Origin of the sequence: Streptomyces aquilus (genome assembly GCF_003955715.1) — a bacterium.
In the GTDB taxonomy this organism is placed as follows: domain Bacteria; phylum Actinomycetota; class Actinomycetes; order Streptomycetales; family Streptomycetaceae; genus Streptomyces; species Streptomyces aquilus.
Genome location: NZ_CP034463.1, coordinates 8,767,789 through 8,783,511, shown reverse-complemented (window position 1 = coordinate 8,783,511; position 15,723 = coordinate 8,767,789). Strand labels below are relative to the sequence as shown.

13 protein-coding genes are annotated in these 15,723 nt (G+C 72.1%); 3 read left to right on the top strand and 10 right to left on the bottom strand.

The window, feature by feature from the left end; translation table 11 throughout:
* Position 1 precedes the first annotated feature (1 nt).
* Positions 2-1,432, bottom strand: coding sequence for a S8/S53 family peptidase (locus tag EJC51_RS40185; protein WP_126275585.1), 1,431 nt, complete (start codon positions 1,430-1,432; stop codon positions 2-4).
* A 148-nt stretch (positions 1,433-1,580) separates the two neighbouring features.
* On the opposite strand from EJC51_RS40185, the gene EJC51_RS40180 reads away from it, so the two are divergent.
* Positions 1,581-4,148: a CHAT domain-containing protein gene (locus tag EJC51_RS40180; protein ID WP_126277314.1), complete on the top strand. Its 2,568-nt coding sequence runs from the start codon at positions 1,581-1,583 to the stop codon at positions 4,146-4,148.
* A 73-nt stretch (positions 4,149-4,221) separates the two neighbouring features.
* Here the strand turns inward: EJC51_RS40180 and EJC51_RS40175 are convergent, their stop codons facing one another.
* Positions 4,222-6,000 (bottom strand): LuxR family transcriptional regulator AbsR2, encoded by a 1,779-nt coding sequence (locus EJC51_RS40175; protein WP_126275584.1) that lies wholly within the window; start codon positions 5,998-6,000, stop codon positions 4,222-4,224.
* A 97-nt stretch (positions 6,001-6,097) separates the two neighbouring features.
* On the opposite strand from EJC51_RS40175, the gene absR1 reads away from it, so the two are divergent.
* Together absR1 and EJC51_RS40165 are read left to right on the top strand one after the other, a co-directional pair.
* A complete protein-coding gene (gene absR1 / locus EJC51_RS40170; RefSeq protein WP_126275583.1) occupies positions 6,098-7,183 on the top strand; it encodes a beta-glucuronidase AbsR1 in 1,086 nt (361 codons plus the stop codon).
* A gap of 156 nt (positions 7,184-7,339) precedes the next feature.
* Entirely contained in the window at positions 7,340-7,588 is a 249-nt protein-coding gene (locus EJC51_RS40165) for a hypothetical protein (protein WP_126275582.1), read from the top strand.
* A gap of 15 nt (positions 7,589-7,603) precedes the next feature.
* Here the strand turns inward: EJC51_RS40165 and EJC51_RS40160 are convergent, their stop codons facing one another.
* From EJC51_RS40160 to EJC51_RS40130, 8 genes are all read right to left on the bottom strand, one after another.
* A complete protein-coding gene (locus tag EJC51_RS40160; RefSeq protein WP_126275581.1) occupies positions 7,604-8,737 on the bottom strand; it encodes an LLM class flavin-dependent oxidoreductase in 1,134 nt (377 codons plus the stop codon).
* Positions 8,730-9,803 (bottom strand): LLM class flavin-dependent oxidoreductase, encoded by a 1,074-nt coding sequence (locus EJC51_RS40155; protein WP_126275580.1) that lies wholly within the window; start codon positions 9,801-9,803, stop codon positions 8,730-8,732. Before EJC51_RS40155 ends, EJC51_RS40160 begins: the two co-directional genes overlap by 8 nt.
* Complete coding sequence (locus EJC51_RS40150) at positions 9,800-11,173, bottom strand: NtaA/DmoA family FMN-dependent monooxygenase (RefSeq protein WP_126275579.1); 1,374 nt, start codon at positions 11,171-11,173, stop codon at positions 9,800-9,802. Before EJC51_RS40150 ends, EJC51_RS40155 begins: the two co-directional genes overlap by 4 nt.
* A 22-nt stretch (positions 11,174-11,195) precedes the next feature.
* A complete protein-coding gene (locus EJC51_RS40145) occupies positions 11,196-12,380 on the bottom strand; it encodes an LLM class flavin-dependent oxidoreductase (protein ID WP_126275578.1) in 1,185 nt (394 codons plus the stop codon).
* Between the two features lie 80 nt (positions 12,381-12,460).
* Positions 12,461-12,529, bottom strand: coding sequence for a putative leader peptide (locus tag EJC51_RS49640; RefSeq protein ID WP_399578017.1), 69 nt, complete (start codon positions 12,527-12,529; stop codon positions 12,461-12,463).
* A gap of 197 nt (positions 12,530-12,726) precedes the next feature.
* Positions 12,727-13,749 carry a transporter substrate-binding domain-containing protein gene (locus tag EJC51_RS40140; protein WP_126275577.1) on the bottom strand — a complete coding sequence of 341 codons (1,023 nt, stop codon included), beginning with the start codon at positions 13,747-13,749 and terminating at the stop codon, positions 12,727-12,729.
* A 54-nt stretch (positions 13,750-13,803) separates the two neighbouring features.
* On the bottom strand, positions 13,804-14,589 hold the full coding sequence (locus tag EJC51_RS40135) for an amino acid ABC transporter ATP-binding protein (protein ID WP_126275576.1): 786 nt from the start codon (positions 14,587-14,589) through the stop codon (positions 13,804-13,806).
* Complete coding sequence (locus tag EJC51_RS40130) at positions 14,586-15,572, bottom strand: amino acid ABC transporter permease (protein ID WP_126275575.1); 987 nt, start codon at positions 15,570-15,572, stop codon at positions 14,586-14,588. Before EJC51_RS40130 ends, EJC51_RS40135 begins: the two co-directional genes overlap by 4 nt.
* Between the last annotated feature and the right edge of the window lie 151 nt (positions 15,573-15,723).

Below are 15,723 nucleotides of genomic sequence, written 5' to 3'. Positions count from 1 at the left end.
CTCATGCCCCAGGAGGGAGCTGTACGACCGTCCCCTGGCGCCAGGTGGGCGGAATGAGCGCCGGTACGTGCGCCCCGCGCACTTCCGCGAACTCGGTGTTGGCGGCGAGCAGTTGCCCCCGCGCGGCTCGCGGGTCGGTCTCCTTGTGGGCGGTCATGTGGGCCGCGACCAGGGCGGCGGCGGCCGGGGTGGCGAAGGAGGTGCCGCTCCAGTGCGCGTACCCGTCGAACATCACCTGGTCCGGCTTGGCGGAGCTGCCGTCGTCGCTCAACACGCCCGTGTGGCGGGGGTGTTGGCAGGTGCAGAGGTAGGTGAAGTTGAAGCGGCAGGCGTCGTAGGTGGAGTGCTGGTAGACGTACGGGATCGGCGCGTCGAAGCCGGTGAGGGTGCTGGTGAGGCGCTCGCCGGGGGCGTAGGCGTTGACCCAGGAGCCGTGGTTGCTGAAGCAGGCGCCGTGGTCGCCGTCGGTGCGCAGGGCGCCGATCGACAGGACGCTGTCGGCGTAGTCGGGCAGGGAGGCGTAGGCGGCGGGCCAGAAGGGCGTCGCGCTGGCGTTGTTGCCGGCCGCGGCGACCAACAGGGTGCGCTGCTGCCGCAGTTCCCGCATGAAGGCGTCCACGCCGAGCAGGCCGTCGGTGCGGCCGTTGGAGGTGCCGGCGGACAGGCTGATGATGTCGGGCCAGCCGTCCCGGTCGACGGCGGCGAACAGGGCCTCGCCGAAGTCGGATTCGAGGATCGCGCCGGCGTCGTTGAGGGTGTTGCGCACGGTGATGTTCGTGTTGGGCGCCACGGCCGCGAGGATGCCCGCGATGAACGTGCCGTGCCCGACGTAGATCTTGAGGTTGCCCTGGTCGTCGGTCTCGGTGCCGTGCAGATCGCCCTGGACGTGCGAGAGCAGCGGGACCAGGGTGTGGTCGTGGGTGAGGCCGTTGTCGATGACGAGGACGCCGACCGCGGTGCCGGCGTCGTAACCGGCCTCCGCGGGGGCCGGGTTGGTGCCGCCGGTGAGGGGGGCGGGCACGGGCTCGTCGCCGGGACAGGAGTTGACCGCGATGGACACCACGTGGTTGCGGCTGACGAGCCGGCGTCCGGCGCGCCCCTCGGGTTCGCGCATGGCGCGCAGGGCGTTGGCCACGGCACGGTCGGCGCGGCGGTCGCCGTGGCCGGGGTCGCCGACCTGGATGCGGGTGATGCCCGAGCGGTTGGTCTCCGGGCCCGCGCGGCGGACCTGGTCGCCGCTGAGGCCGGTGGCCGCGGTGAAGTGGTCGCGGACGGTGTTCTCGACGAGAGCCGCCTCCTCACCGTCCCGGGCGAGGACCACACCCTTCTCGTAGATGAACTCGGCCGCGTCGTCCGGTCCCATCGCGAGGGGGACGTCGGGCATCGAGCGCTGGATCTGGTCGAACTGCTCCGGGAATCGCTGAGGTGCCATGGCGTGTCCTCCCACTTGAGCGACGGTCGTCAGTCAGAGTCTCGGGGCCGGCGATTGATACAGCGCCAAACCTGTGTGGCACCCGACCCGGAGCACTACCATCCGTGGAGTGACAGCGGGAAGCGACTCGGTTCTCGAACTGCTGCCCATGGTGTTCGCCGCGCCCAAGCAGGCGGTGGCGAGGGCAGAGGAAGTACTCGGCTCCGCTCCCTCACCGCTGCACGCCTCCGTGGCCCACCAGGTGATCGGCATCTGGCAGCGCGACTGGGGCGACATGAAGCTCGCCCTGCACCATCTGCGGCGCGCCCGCGATCTCGCCGTACGCGCCGAGTCGACCGACCGGGAGGGCGACGTGCTGGCCGCGCTCGGCGTGGCGCTGGTGACCGCGGGCCGCACCCGGCAGGGCCTGGACGCGCTGGAGCGGGGCGTCACGGTGAGCAGCGGGCACACCCGCGCCCGGGTGCTGTACCGGCGCGCCTACGCCTCATGGGTGCTCGGCCGGCACCGGGAGTCGCTGGAGGACGTACGCCGGGCGATTCCCGTGCTGCGACAGATGGACGACGTGATCTGGACGGCGCGGGCGCTGACGCTGCGCGCGACCGTGCATCTGGCGGTCGGTGCGGTGGAGCGGGCCGAGGCGGACTTCGCGGCGGCCGAGTCGCTGTTCGACACCACGGGCCAGGAGCACGACAAGGCGGACGGGGTGGAGAGCCGGGGGCTCGCCGCCTTCCGGTCCGGCGACATCCCGGCGGCGCTGCGGCTGTTCGACGAGGCCGGGGACCGGTACGCCAAGCTCGACACGCCCTCGTTCATGCTCTACATCCGGCGCTGCGAGGTGCTGATGGCGGCCGGTCTCGCGCCGGAGGCGCTGGCCGAGGCGGACGCGGCGATCGCCGTGCTCGACGGGATCGGCGGACAGTCCACCCTCAAGGCCGAACTCCTGCTGGCCGCGGCGCGGGCGGCCCGTCGCGCGGGCGATCCGCACACCGCTATCGCGCGCGCGGCGCTCGCGGTGCGGCTGTTCGCCGCACAGCGGCGGCCTTGGTGGGAGACGCACGCCCGGCTGGTGCTGGTCGAGGCGCGGCTCGCCGCCGGGCGCGGCTCGGGACGGCTGGTCGCCGACGCGGCCGAGGTAGCCGAACGGCTCGCCGGGTTCGGCGCGCCGGCCGCGCCGGAGGCGTCGCTGCTCGCGGGCCGGATCGCGCTGCGCCTGGGCTGGACTGCGGACGCGGAGCGGCATCTGGCCGTCGCCGCCCGCAGCCGGCACAGCGGTCCGCCGCTGGCGCGGATGACCGGCTGGGCGGCACAGGCGCTGCGGGCCAGGGCGGCCGGGTCGCAACGGGGCGTGCTGGAGGCCTGTCGCCGGGGCCTGGACGTGCTCGACGATCACCGGATGACGCTGGGCGCCTCGGAGTTGCGGGCCCGGGCCACCGAACAGGGCGCGGAACTCGCCGCGTTGGCGCAGCGGGCCAGCCTCGACTCGGGCCATCCGCGCCGGCTCCTTGTGTGGAGCGAGCGCTGGCGGGCGACCGCGCTGGCGGCGCCGCCGACCCGCCCGCCGGCCGACCCGGAGCTGCTCGGCGATCTGACGGCGTTCCGGGAGATCGCGGCCCGCGCGGAGGCCGCCCGTATGGAGGGCCGGCCGATCCCGGCGCTGGAGCGTGAACAGCGGCGTCTGGAGCGGGAGATACGTGGCAGGACCCTGCACATCCGCGGGGACGCGCCCGGCTTCGGCAGCCGCTTCGACCCCGGCAGGCTGCTGGAACGCCTCGGGGACGACGTGCTGCTGGTCGAACTGGCCGTGCTCGACGGGCGTGTTCAGGTGCTGCTGTGCGGGCAGGGGCGGGTGCGACGGTTCGAGGCCGGACTGCTCGCCGAGGCGGAGACCGAGGCGGAGCACGTGCAGGCCGGGCTGCGACGGCTCGCCCACCCCGGGGCGGAGGCGCGGCTGCCGGTGGTGGAGGCCATGGGTGGCCGTCTGGAGGAGCTGCTGCTCGGCCCGGCGGCGGCGCATCTGGGCTCCGGTCCGGTCGTGGTCGTACCGCCGGGCCGGCTGCACCGGGTGCCGTGGGCGCTGCTGCCGTCGCTGCGGGAGCGGGTGCTGAGCGTGTCGCCGTCGGCGAGCAGCTGGCTGCGGGCCCACGAGACCGAGCCGCCACCCGGGGGACGTCACGTGCTGGTGCGCGGGCCGGGGTTGGCGACCGAGGGCGCCGAAGTGCCCGAACTGGCGGGCCGGTACGGCGGATCGACGGTGCTGGAGGCGGACGAGGCGCGCGTGCCCCGGGTGTTGGAGGAGCTGGACGGGGCGGCACTCGCGCACATCGCCGCGCACGGCACCTTCCGGGCCGACAGTCCGCTGTTCTCCTCGCTACGGATGGCCGACGGTCCGATCGTCGTGCACGACTTCGAACGCCTCGACCGCAGCCCGTACCGGATCATCCTGTCCTGCTGCGACACCGCCCGCTTCGCCTCGGTCGGCGCGGACGAGCTGCTCGGCCTGGTCACCGCGCTGCTGCCGCTGGGCACGGCGGGCGTGGTGGCGTGCACCGCGCCCGTGAACGACGCGGCGGTGGTGCCGCTGATGCTCGCGCTGCACAAGGGGCTGAGCAGCGGGCTGTCCCTGGCGGAGGCACTGCGTGATGCGCGGGCGGCGCTGCCGGCGGATGCGACGCATCAGGCGACGGGGTGGGCGTTCTCGGCGTTCGGCGCCGCATGACTGTGTACAGAGAGGTCGGCGGCCTGACCCCTCCCCCGATAACGGGGGTCAGACCGCCGGTCGGTGGGTCGGCTCAGGCCGACTGGGCGTCGGGCAGTTCCACCAGCCACGGCAGCGCGCCCCGGTCGTTCGCGCCGAGCCGGGCGTACGCGCTGTAGAGGTGGTTGCCGACAGTACGGATGGACAGCGTCAGCTTCTCCGCGATCTGCCGGTTGCTGAGTCCGGCGGCGGCGAGGGTGACGATCTGCCGCTGACGGGCGGTGAGTTCGCCGAGGACCAGCCCGGACAGCGCCGGTGTGCGGGCACCCTGGCAGCGGCGGGCGAGGGCGACCGCGCGGGTGCGTGAGGTGCGGGCGGCGCGTGGGTCGCGGTGGGCGCGCACGGCCTGCGCGTGCGCCTCGGCGGCGAACAGCAGGAACCCACGCTCCTCCAGCCGCTCGGCGGCCCGGTCCAGTGCGGGGCCGTCGCCGCGGGCGAGCGCGTCGGCGTGCAGGGCGAACACACCGGTGCCCGGCCGGTCACCGGGAGCGCCGAGGCGTACGGCGTCGTAGGCGTCGGTGACAGCTTCGCGAGCGGTGTCGATGTCGCCCCGCGCCGCCGCCAGCCATGCCGCCACGGCGCCGTCGGCATCCGCGTCGAAGCCGGTCGCCTCCCCCGACTGCGCGGCCGCCAGGGCGAGTTCGGTACGGCAGGCCGGGTCGGCCGCCGTCTCCCGCAGTCCCTCCCTCGCCCAGGCCGCCGCCTCCCGCAGCTCTCCGCGCAGCCGCGCGTACCGCGCGCGTACGGCGGCGTAGCGGGCCGGGACCGGCCGGCCCTCCGCCACCAGCCACTCCCCCACGGGCGCGTCCGTGGTCCGTACGTCGCCCCGCTCGATCTTCGCCGTGAGCGCGGCGGCCTCCGCGGTCAGCGCCGCCGTGCACTGTTCCGGCCTGCGGGCCAGCCGCCTCGCCCGCAGCCTGCCGGCCGCGGCCCGCAGCACCGGGCCGTGCAGGGGGTGGGCGAGGCGCACGGCCCCGTCGTCGTCGACGCGGACCAGCTCGTCGGCTTCGAGGCGTTCGAGGGCGGGCAGGTCGAGCCCGTCCATGGGCAGCGGCAACGGCTCGGCGAACGCCAGGAGTTCGAGTGTCCCGCGGTCCGCGCACTCCAGGGCCTGCGCCGCCTGTTCCCGCACGGCCGCCGTCACCGGCACCGGCCCCCGCCACGCCCAGTCGTCGGTGCCGGGCAGCCGCGTGAGCAGCCCGCCCTCGCGGACCGCGCCGAGCAGCTCGCGCAGCAGCCGCAGATCGCCGCGGCACAGCCGGTGCAGCCGGTTGACGGTGAGCGGTTCGAGGCCGCCCCCGACGCCGGCCGCGGCGAGCTGGGCGGTCTCCTCCTGCGGCAGCGGCTCCAGCACCAGGCGCGGCAGCAGCTCACCGGTCCACAGCCGGGAGACGGCCGAGGGCACGGCGGTGCCGTCGGTGGTGACGACCAGCAGCCGGGTACGGCCGTGCACGGCGAGCTGGTGGACGAGCGCGGCCGAGGCGTCGTCGAGCAGATGGGCGTCGTCGACCAGCAACAGCCGTACGGCGGCGAGGAGTTGGACCGCCCGGTGCAGGGACACCGTCTCGGGCAGCAGATGGGCGAACGCGGCGAACGGGATGTGCCGGGTCTCGGGTGTCCCGGCCACCCTGGCGCAGTCGGTGCCGCGGACGGCCTCCGTGACGAGCCGGGTCTTGCCGCAGCCCGCCGGGCCGGTGACCACGATGCCGTGGTGACCGGCCGACGACGACCGGCGGATCAGCTCGAGTTCGTCCTCCCGGCCGGTGAACGGCCAGGGCAGTTCCAGGGTTTTCGCGTCCCGTTCGAAAGTCATCACACCTACAAGAGGCCGAGTACTCACTCCTGATACACGGGGACTTGAGTAGCCCTCGACTCAGGCGCCCGGAGGCGGCCGACGGCACTCTTGGCGCATGGCTTCCCGCTACTGCTCCCTCGCGCAGCAGTCGGCCCCCGTCTTCGCCCCGGGGTTGACCGCCGAGCGGCTGAGCGCGCTCGTCAGCGGAAGCCGGATGTGGGTCAACAACACCGTCCTGCACTACTACTTCTTCGACGGCGACTCGGACGCCTCGGTGATCGCGGTTCCCGGCAGCGGGGCGACCCGGCGGGTGTCGTGGGTGGGCGCGGAGGAGCAGCGGGACGTCGTACGGGAGTGCTTCCTGGAGTGGCAGGACCTCGGCATCGGTGTCACGTTCGCCGAGGTGCGCGACCGTTCCGAGGCGGAACTGCGCATCGGGTTCCAGCTCGGCGACGGCTCCTGGTCGACGGTGGGCAAGGACGCCCTCCAGGTCGGACTGCACGAGCGCACCATGAACTTCGGGTGGGACCTGACCGCGCCGGGGGAGCGCGGGACGGCCCTGCACGAGATCGGGCACGCGCTGGGCATGCACCACGAGCACCAGAACCCGTTCGCCGGGATCCACTGGGACGACGAGGCCGTCTACGCAGAGCTGGCGGGCGCGCCGAACTTCTGGACCCGGGACAAGACGTTCTTCAACGTTCTGCGCAAGCTCGACCCCAACGAGGTGAGCGGCTCCGCCTGGGACCCCCAGTCGATCATGGAGTATCCGTTCTCGGCGGGGCTGATCCTGGAGCCGGAGCAGTTCCGAGCGGGACTGACCCCGCCCGGGACGCTCTCGCCCTCGGACAAGGAGTACGTCCAGCGCTGGTACCCGTCGGTCGGTCCCACACTGCCGCCCGCGCTGGTGCCGTTCCGCTCGGCGCCGCTCGGGCTCGGTCCGGGCGAACAGGCGGACTTCAGCGTCCTGCCGCCGGAGACCCGCGAGTACAGCGTGGGCACGTTCGGCGACAGCGACACCGTGGTCGTGGTCTTCGAGGAGCGGGACGGGGAACCCCGCTACCTCGCCGGCCAGGACGACGGGGGAACGCCGCACAACGCCACCGTCAAGGCCCGTCTCGTCAAGGGCCGCCGCTACTTCGTCCGTGTGCGCCTGTACTCCGCGTGGGGTTCGGGGGAAACCGCGGTCATGTGCTGGTGACAGCACGTACGGACCGCACACGGGCGGGGCTGGACCACTGTCCGGCGCCGGGGGAATGGCCGGCGCTCGTTGCCTTCGGGGGAGGGAAACGAGCGCCGGCCACGCGGCGTGCCCCGGGTCTCGCGTAGCGCGACGGTCGCGGTCTACGATCCGCTCATGCTTGCGACGGAAGGCAGCACGGTCCCGGAGCTGGAGCACCAGCTCCGCCTGATCCTCTGGCTGTTGCCGATCACCGCGGTGCTCTGTGCCGCCTTCTGCGTCTCCTTCCTCGGCGCGATGCGACGCTCCCGGGCCGCCGGCGCGGCTCACGTCGCCACCGCCAAGGGGCGTCAGGCGATGGCGACCGCACTGCTCGCCGTGTTCCTGGCGGCGTGCTGGGGTGGCGCCGCACTGCTGATGCAGTAGCGGTCGGCCGTAGCGTCAGCTCGGCTGGAAGGAGTGCCCCCGTCGACGCCACTCGGTGGCGAGCAGCTCGTAGGAGCGCACTCGGTCCGCATGGCCGTGAGTGATGGTCGTGATGAGCAACTCGTCGGCGTCCGTGGCCTCTTGGAGCTGTTCCAGACGGTCCGCGACCTGGGCGGGTGAGCCGACGAACTGGGTGTCGAGGCGGTCCTGGACCAGCTCCTGGTCCGCCTCCGTCCAAGGGTGGGCGCGGGCCTCGTCCGGGGTCGGGAACGGGATGGCGCCCTCCGCGGTGCGGATGCTGCGCACCCACGGGCCGTAGCCGGTGGCCAGTTCGCGTGCCGTGGCCTCGTCCTCGGCGACCACGACGTCGGCGGAGACGCTGACGTAGGGCTTGTCGAGCACGTCGGACGGCTGGAAGAAGGACCGGTAGCCGTCCACGGCTTCCAGGACCGTCGCCGGGCTGACGTGGTAGTTCGCGGCGAAGCGCAGGCCCCGCGCGCCCGCGACCTGCGCGCTGGTCCCGCCGCTGCTGCCCAGGATCCACACCTCCACCTCGGCGCCCTCGCCCGGCACCACATGCGCCTCGACGCCGTCCGGGGTGCGGTAGCTGCCGGCCAGCAGGGCGAGGAGGTCGTCGATCTGCTCGGCGTACTCCTGCGATTCGGCGCCGGGGAGCAGCAGCAGTGTGCGCTGGAGGGCGATACGGGGTGAGCCCAGGAGGCGCTCGAAGGAGAAGCGGGGTGGGATGACGAGGCCATTGGAGGCGTTCCCCGGAGCGGGCGGCTCGGCGGCCGGCTGTCCCGGTGGGCGTCCGCCCGAGCGGCCGACGCCCAGGTCGAGGCGGCCCGGGTGCAGGGCGTCGATGAGGCCGAACTCCTCGACGGTGTTCAGCGCGGTGCGGTGGCCGAGCTGCACGGCCCCGGAACCGAGCCGGATCGTGGAGGTCGCGGCGGCCGTCAGCGCGAGGACGACCGCCGGGGACGTGCCGGCCACGCCGGGGTTGAGGTGGTGCTCGGCGAACCAGTGGCGGGCGTAGCCCAGTTGCTCGCCGCGCCGGGCGAGGTCGATGGAGTTGCGCAGCGCCTCGGCGGCCGTGGAGCCGCTGGAGATCGGGACCAGGTCGAGGATGCCGAGGGGGATGTCAGGCATCGGCGGACTCCTCCCGTACCGGTCCCCACGCGAACGGCGGGTCCGGGATGTCGCGCCGGAGCACGGGGGCGACCTGGGACTGGAACAGCTCCAGCGAGTCCCGGTGCTGAGTGTCCGTCAGTCCCGAGGCGTCGGCATGCAGATGGAGGACGGTGTGGCCGAACTGCTCGTGGTAGCGGTGCACCTTGTCGATGATCTGCTCGGGGCTGCCGATCAGGGCGGAGCTGCGGTCGACGAAGTCCTCCAGGGTCTCGAAGACGACGGGCAGGCCCGCCTTCTCGAAGAAGGCCAGGTTCGCCTCGAAGAGCGGCCGGTAGACGTCGAGCGCCTCCTGGGAGGTGCGGGTCACCAGGAGCCCGGCCGTCCCGGCCCCGACCGCGATGTCCGCCGGGTCGTGCCCGTAGTGCTGCCACCGCTCGCGGTAGTACCGGATCAACTCGGCGTACGGCTCCATGGGGTGGGTGACGTTCGCCGAGAACAGCGGGTCGCCGTAGCGGGCGGCCAGGTCCACCGACTCCTTGCTGGTGGCGCTGCCGTGCCACACCCGGATCGGGTGCTGGTACGGCCGCGGCCACACCTCGGCGTCCTTCAGCGGCGGCCGGAAGCGGGTGTCGGCGGTGACCTTCTCCTGCCGCCAGATCTGCCGGAACACCTCGTAGCTCTCGGCGTTGCGGTCCCACTGGTCCTCGGGGGTGACGTGGAACAGCTCGCGCTGGGCGGCGCCGTTGCCCTTGCCGATGATCAGGTCGAGGCGGCCCTCGGAGAGGTGGTCGAGGGTGGCGTAGTCCTCGTAGGCGCGCACGGGGTCGAGCAGGCTGAGGGTGGTGACCGCGGTGAACAGGCGGATGCGCCGGGTCAGGGCGGCGACATGGCTGAGGACGACGGTCGGCGAGGAGGAGAGGAACGGCCGCTCGTGCCGCTCCCCCACCCCGAACCCGTCGAAGCCCAGCTCCTCGGCCAGCACGGCGTTGTCGAGCACCTCACGGAACCGCTCGTGCGTCGACTTCAGCTCGCCGGTGACCGGGTCCGGGCGGTGCACGATCAACGTGATCGCGAGGAACTTCACGACGCCGCCCGCTCGCCGCGCGCGTGGTCCGGGTGGGCGAGGCCGAGGTGGTCGCGCAGGGTCGTGCCCTCGTACTCGGTGCGGAAGACGCCCTGTTCCTGGAGGAGCGGGACGACCTTGTCGGCGAAGGTGTCGAGGCCGGTCGGGGTGATGTGCGGGACGAGGATGAAGCCGTCGCTCGCGTCGGCCTGGACGTAGTCGTTGATGGTCCTGGCGACGGTCTCCGGGGAGCCGACGAAGGTCTGCCGGTTGCCGGTGTTGATGACCAGGTCGCGGATGGACCAGTTGTTGGCGGCGGCCAGTTCGCGCCACTCGCGGGCGATGGCCAGCGGGTCGCGGTACATGCGGACCTGGGCGCGGCCCTTCGAGATGTGGTTCTCGCTGACATCGGGGTCGATGTCCGGGAGCGGGCCCTCCGGGTCGTACGACGACAGGTCCCGGTTCCAGACGAACTCCAGGTGCTTGAGGGCGGTGGCGCCGCTGACCTGCTGTCGGCGGACCTCCCTCGCGAGTTCCTCGGCCTCGGCGTCGGTGTCGCCGAGCACGAAGGTGGCGGCGGGCAGGATGAGCAGGTCGCGGTGGCCGCGGCCGTACTTGGCGAGGCGGTTCTTGACGTCCGTGTAGAAGGCCTGGCCGTCCTTGAGGGTGGCGTACCGGCTGAAGATGGCGTCGGCGGCGGAGGCGGCGAACTCGCGGCCCTCCTCGGAGTCGCCCGCCTGGAAGATCACCGGGCGGCCCTGCGGGGAGCGGGGGACGTTGAACTGGCCGTGGATGTCGAAGTGTTGCCCGGTGTGGACGAAGGCCCCGGCCTTCGCGTCCCGCAGGAAGACGCCGGTTTCCTGGTCGGCCACGATCTCGTCGCCGTGCCAGGAGTCGAAGAGCTCGGTGGCCGTGGTGAGGAACTCCTTGGCGCGGGAGTACCGCTCGTCCTGCGGGAGGAAGCCGCCGCGGCGGAAGTTCTCGCCGGTGAAGGCGTCCCAGGAGGTGACCACGTTCCAGGCGGAGCGGCCGCCGGAGAGGTGGTCGAGGCTGGCGAACTGGCGGGCCACTTCGTAGGGCTCGTTGAAGGTGGAGTTGATGGTGCCGGTCAGGCCGAGGCGGTCGGTGACGGCGGCGAGCGCGGCGAGGATCGTGAAGGTGTCGGGGCGGCCGACGACGTCCAGGTCGTATATCTTGCCGCCCTGTTCGCGGAGCCTGAGTCCTTCGGCGAGGAACAGGAAGTCGAACTTGGCGCGCTCGGCGGTCCGCGCGAAGTGGGCGAAGGAGCTGAACTCGATGTGGCTGCCGGCCTCGGGGTCGCTCCACACGGTGGTGTTGTTGACGCCCGGGAAGTGGGCGGCCAGATGGATCTGCTTCAGCGGCTTGGTCATGGCTTCTGCGGTCCTTCGCGTCTCAGGCGGCGGCGTAGCGGTTGGCGGGGCGGGCGAGGCCCAGCAGTCCGCGCAGGGTGTCGGCCTCGTAGGCCTGCCGGAAGGCGTCTCGGCGCTGGAGTTCGGGGACCAGGCCGCGGGTGATGGCCGGCAGGTCGTGGCCGAGGACGGCGGGCCGCAGCCGGAACCCGGTCAGCCCGGTCGCCTGCAACTCCTGGAGCAGATCGGCGAGTTGGTCGGGGCTTCCGGCGAAGACGCGCGCGTCGCTGTCGTACGGCTCCCCCGCCGCCTCGTCGAGGCGTTCCCGGCGGGCCGTGGCCGCCGCGGGGTCGTCGTCGAGGAAGACCACCAAGTCGCCGAAGACATGGACGGGTTGGCCGGCGCGGCCCGCCGTCTCCTGCTCGGCGCGGATCTCCGCGACGATCTCGCGGGCGTGCTCGGCGTCGCGCGGAGTCACGTAACCGACGTCGGCCTGGCGGGCCACCAGCCGGTAGGGCACGGTCTGGTGGGCGAGGGCCGTGACGAGGGGCTGGCCCTGCGGCGGGCGCGGGGTGATGGACGGGCCCTTGACGCTGAAGTGGCGGCCCTCGAAGTCGATGTAGTGGAGCTTGTCGCGGTCGATGAAACGGCCGGTGGCGGCGTCCCGGATCTCGGCGTCGTCCTCCCAGCTGTCCCAGAGCCGGCGGACGACCTCGACGTAGTCGGCGGCCTCGTCGAAGAGGTCGGTCACCACCGGGCTGTCGTAGGACTCGATGCGCGGGATCGCGCGCCGGCCGAAGTGCTCGGCCTCATGGGGACGGGCGGTGATCTGGACGCGGACGCCCGCGCGGCCGGTGCTGACGTAGTCCAGGGTGGCGATCGCCTTGGAGAGGTGGAACGGCTCGGTGTGGGTGACGACCGCGGTCGGGACCAGGCCGATGTGCCGGGTCAGCGGGGCGATGCGGGCGGCGAGGAGCACGGCGTCGAGGCGGCCGCGGACCTGGTCGGTGCGGTCGTCGGGCGCGAGGTGGTGGGAGGACTGGAGGCCGAGGCCGTCCTCGAAGGTGACGAAGTCGAGCAGTCCGTGCTCGGCCTCGGCGACCAGGTCGGCCCAGTAGCCGGCGGTGAACAGCTCCCGTGGGCGGGCGACCGGCTCACGCCAGGAGGCGGGATGCCAGCCGGTGCCGTCGAGGGCGACCGCGAGATGCAGCGGGGAAGAAGGGGACACGAGGGGTGCCTTCCTGGAGATCCGTACGAGAACACCGGCCCGGGCGCACGGCACTCGGGGCACGGCGGGGAGAAAACGGGTCAGGGGCGACAGAGAGCGCCGGCGACGCGCTGGAGGTCGATGTGCAGGCGGAGGTAGGGGATACACACGTCCCTGCCTCCCGTTCTGCCGGCGCGCACCTCGTCACGACGCACAACGCCTGCGCCCCGGCGTCTGTTCCTGTGCAGGAACGGGGTCTCGCCGCGTTCCTGATGCCCGCGGCGACCGCGCGGACCAGCCGGGGCGGTCCAACAGGCGGGTGCCCAGGGCGGCCTGGTGGACCACGACGGCCTTTCCGGGAAACGGATCAGGAGTTGGTGAGCGGCAGCCCGGGCGGGTTGATCTCGGACTTGGCGACGGCCTCGCCGGAGAGGTTCCAGGCCTTGAGCCACTTCGCGTACTGCCCGTTGTCGATCAGGTAGTTGATCGCGGCGGCCAGCGGCTTGGCGAGGCCGCTGTCCTTCTTGGCGGTCGCGGCGATCAGGCCCTGGAGGGACTCACCGGCACCCGAGAACTGGCCCGCGATCCGGGTCGCCTGGGGCGTCTTCGCGGTCTGCGTGGTGTGGTACGAGAGGTTCGGGCTGGGGCCGAAGTAGGCTTCGATCTTGCCGCTGTTGAGGGCCAGATAGAGGCTGTTGGTCTCCTGGAAGTACTTGACCGTGAGCTTCTTGCCCTCCTTCGCCAGCTTCGCCTTCCACTCCAGGAGGATCTTCTCCTGGTTGGTGCCGTTGCCGACGGAGACGGTCTTGCCGGCGAGGTTCTCGTAGTTGTTGTCGAAGTTCCAGGTGTTGTCCTTCTTCACCTCGAAGGCGAGGTCGTCCTTGCGGTAGGAGGCGAACTCGTACTTCTGCTTGCGCTCCTCGGTGTCGGTGACGTTGGAGAAGGCCACGTTCACCTTGCCGCTGTCGAGGCCGATGAAGAGGTTCTCCCATGTGGAGCGCTGCACCTCGGGCTTGACGCCGAGGACGGCGGAGACCAGACGGGCGAGATCGATCTCGGAGCCGGTGAGCGTCTTCTGGTCGCTGCCGATGAAGCCGAGCGGCGGGGCTCCGGAGGGCAGGGTGCCGGAGCCGATGACCAGCTTGCCGCTCTTCTTGATGTCGGCGGGGAGCAGGGCGCTGATGGACTTCACCTCGCCGACCTTCAACGCGGTCTCGGTGGCCGCGCCGTTGGACAGCCGGCCCACGGTCACCGTGCCTGCCGCGTCGTTCGTCCGGGTGGCGGCGTCGCTGTCGCCCCCGCAGGCGGCGAGCCCGGTGGCGAGGGTGGCGACGGCGGTGGCCGCGGTGAGGCCTCGTATCAGGCTGCGTCGGGTGAGGTGCGTGCGCATGGCTGTCCTTGTCGTGTGACGTGATGGGAAAGGAGGGAAGGAAAAAGAGGGGGGTCAGAGGACCTTGCTGAGGAAGTCCCGGGTCCGCTCGTGCCGCGGCTTGTCCAGCACTTCGGAGGGCGGTCCCTGTTCGACGATCTTTCCGCCGTCGATGAAGACGATCCGGTCGGCGATCTCGCGGGCGAACCCGATCTCGTGGGTGACGATCACCAGGGTGGTGCCGCTCTTCGCCAAGTCCTTGATGACGGCGAGGACTTCACCCACGAGCTCGGGGTCGAGGGCGGAGGTGGGTTCGTCGAAGAGGATGACACCGGGCCGCAGCGCGAGGGCGCGGGCGATGGCGACGCGCTGCTGCTGTCCGCCGGACAGCTGCCGCGGGTAGGCGGTCTCCTTGTCGGCGAGGCCGACCCGGTCGAGGAGTTCACGGGCGAGTCTCCGGGCCTCGTCCCGGTCGAGCCTGCCGGTCGCGACCGGGGCCGCGGCGACGTTCTCCAGCACGGTCAGGTGCGGGAAGAGGTTGAAGTTCTGGAAGACGAACCCGATGTTGCCGCGCTGGGCGAGGATGGCCCGCTCGCTCAGCTCCTTGAGGTGGTCGCCTTGCTTGCGCACGCCGATGAGTTCGCCGTTGACGCTGACGTACCCGATCTCGGGCTTCTCCAGGTGGTTGACGACCCGGAGCAGGGTGGACTTGCCGGAGCCGGAGGGGCCGAGGATGACGGTGACCTCGCCGGCCCTGACGGTCAGGTCGACGCCGTCGAGGACCCGGTGGGCGCCGTACCACTTGTGCACGTCGTGGACCTCGACGGCGGCCGGCACGATCTGGAGGGTCTCGGTGCTCATACGGCGGTCTCCCTGCGGATACGGGCGCGCAGGTCGCTCACTCCGGTGCGCAGTCTCTGGAGCGGGGTCGGCGGCAGGCCGCGGGTGGCGCCCCGGGCGAAGTACCGCTCGACGTAGAACTGGACGACGGAGACGACGGTGGTCAGGATCAGGTACCAGACCGTGACGACGAGCAGCAGCGGCACGATGTCGCCGGGGTAGGTGGCGCCCATCGTCTGGGCGGCGCCGAACAGGTCCAGCAGCGACACGTAGAACACCAGCGAGGTGGCCTTGACCAGGTCGATGAGCTGGTTGACGTAGTTCGGCGTGATGGAGCGCAGGGCCTGCGGGAAGACGACCTTGCGGAACTGGTAGCCCTTGGGCAGTCCGAGGGCGGCGGCGGCTTCGTGCTGGCCCTGGTCGACGGAGAGGATGCCGCCGCGGACCGCCTCGGCCGCGTACGCCGCCTGGTTCAGGCTCAGGCCGACGACGGCTACCACGATGTCGGTGGCGAGCCGGGACTCGTCGAAGGTGAAGAACGCCGGACCGAAGGGGACGCCCACGCTGAGGGTCTGGTAGAGGGCGCTGAAGTTGTAGAGGAAGAGCAGGATGACGATCAGCGGGATGGAGCGGAACGTCCAGATGTAGATCCAGCTGACCGCCCGCAGGACGGGGCTCTTCGAGAGCCGGGCCAGGGCGAGCAGGATGCCGCCGAGGAGGCCCAACACCGCGCTGTAGGCGGTGACTTCGAGCGTGACGAGCAGTCCGTCGAGGATCGTCGGCCGCAGGAACCAGTAGCCGAAGCGGTCCCACTGGTAGAAGGGGTTGGTCACCAGGCCGTGCACGAACTGGGCCGCGAGGACCAGGACGACGGCGGTGGCGATCCACCGGCCGGGGCGGCGCAGCGGCAGAACGCGCTGGGCCGCGAGGGGTTTTGACGGGGCGTCGGGGACGGGCGGCGGTGCCTCGGTGAGGGACACGGCGGCGCCTGGGGGTTCGCTCATGGAGGGGCTCCGGCGGGAGTCGATTCCCCGGGTACGGCGAACGAGGCGGGTCACGACCGTGGAGGCGTGACCCACGAGGACGCACGGGCACCGGGGCTTGGTGGACAACGGCACACCGCGAGGGCGGTGTTCGTCTTCGGGGGCGGGGCTG

Coding starts and splice junctions, on each gene's coding strand:
- EJC51_RS40185 (WP_126275585.1), bottom strand. CDS start 1,432: ATGGCACCTCAGCGATTCCCGGAGCAGTTCGACCAGATCCAGCGCTCG.
- EJC51_RS40180 (WP_126277314.1), top strand. CDS start 1,581: ATGGTGTTCGCCGCGCCCAAGCAGGCGGTGGCGAGGGCAGAGGAAGTA.
- EJC51_RS40175 (WP_126275584.1), bottom strand. CDS start 6,000: ATGACTTTCGAACGGGACGCGAAAACCCTGGAACTGCCCTGGCCGTTC.
- absR1 (WP_126275583.1), top strand. CDS start 6,098: ATGGCTTCCCGCTACTGCTCCCTCGCGCAGCAGTCGGCCCCCGTCTTC.
- EJC51_RS40165 (WP_126275582.1), top strand. CDS start 7,340: ATGCTTGCGACGGAAGGCAGCACGGTCCCGGAGCTGGAGCACCAGCTC.
- EJC51_RS40160 (WP_126275581.1), bottom strand. CDS start 8,737: ATGCCTGACATCCCCCTCGGCATCCTCGACCTGGTCCCGATCTCCAGC.
- EJC51_RS40150 (WP_126275579.1), bottom strand. CDS start 11,173: ATGACCAAGCCGCTGAAGCAGATCCATCTGGCCGCCCACTTCCCGGGC.
- EJC51_RS40140 (WP_126275577.1), bottom strand. CDS start 13,749: ATGCGCACGCACCTCACCCGACGCAGCCTGATACGAGGCCTCACCGCG.
- EJC51_RS40135 (WP_126275576.1), bottom strand. CDS start 14,589: ATGAGCACCGAGACCCTCCAGATCGTGCCGGCCGCCGTCGAGGTCCAC.
- EJC51_RS40130 (WP_126275575.1), bottom strand. CDS start 15,572: ATGAGCGAACCCCCAGGCGCCGCCGTGTCCCTCACCGAGGCACCGCCG.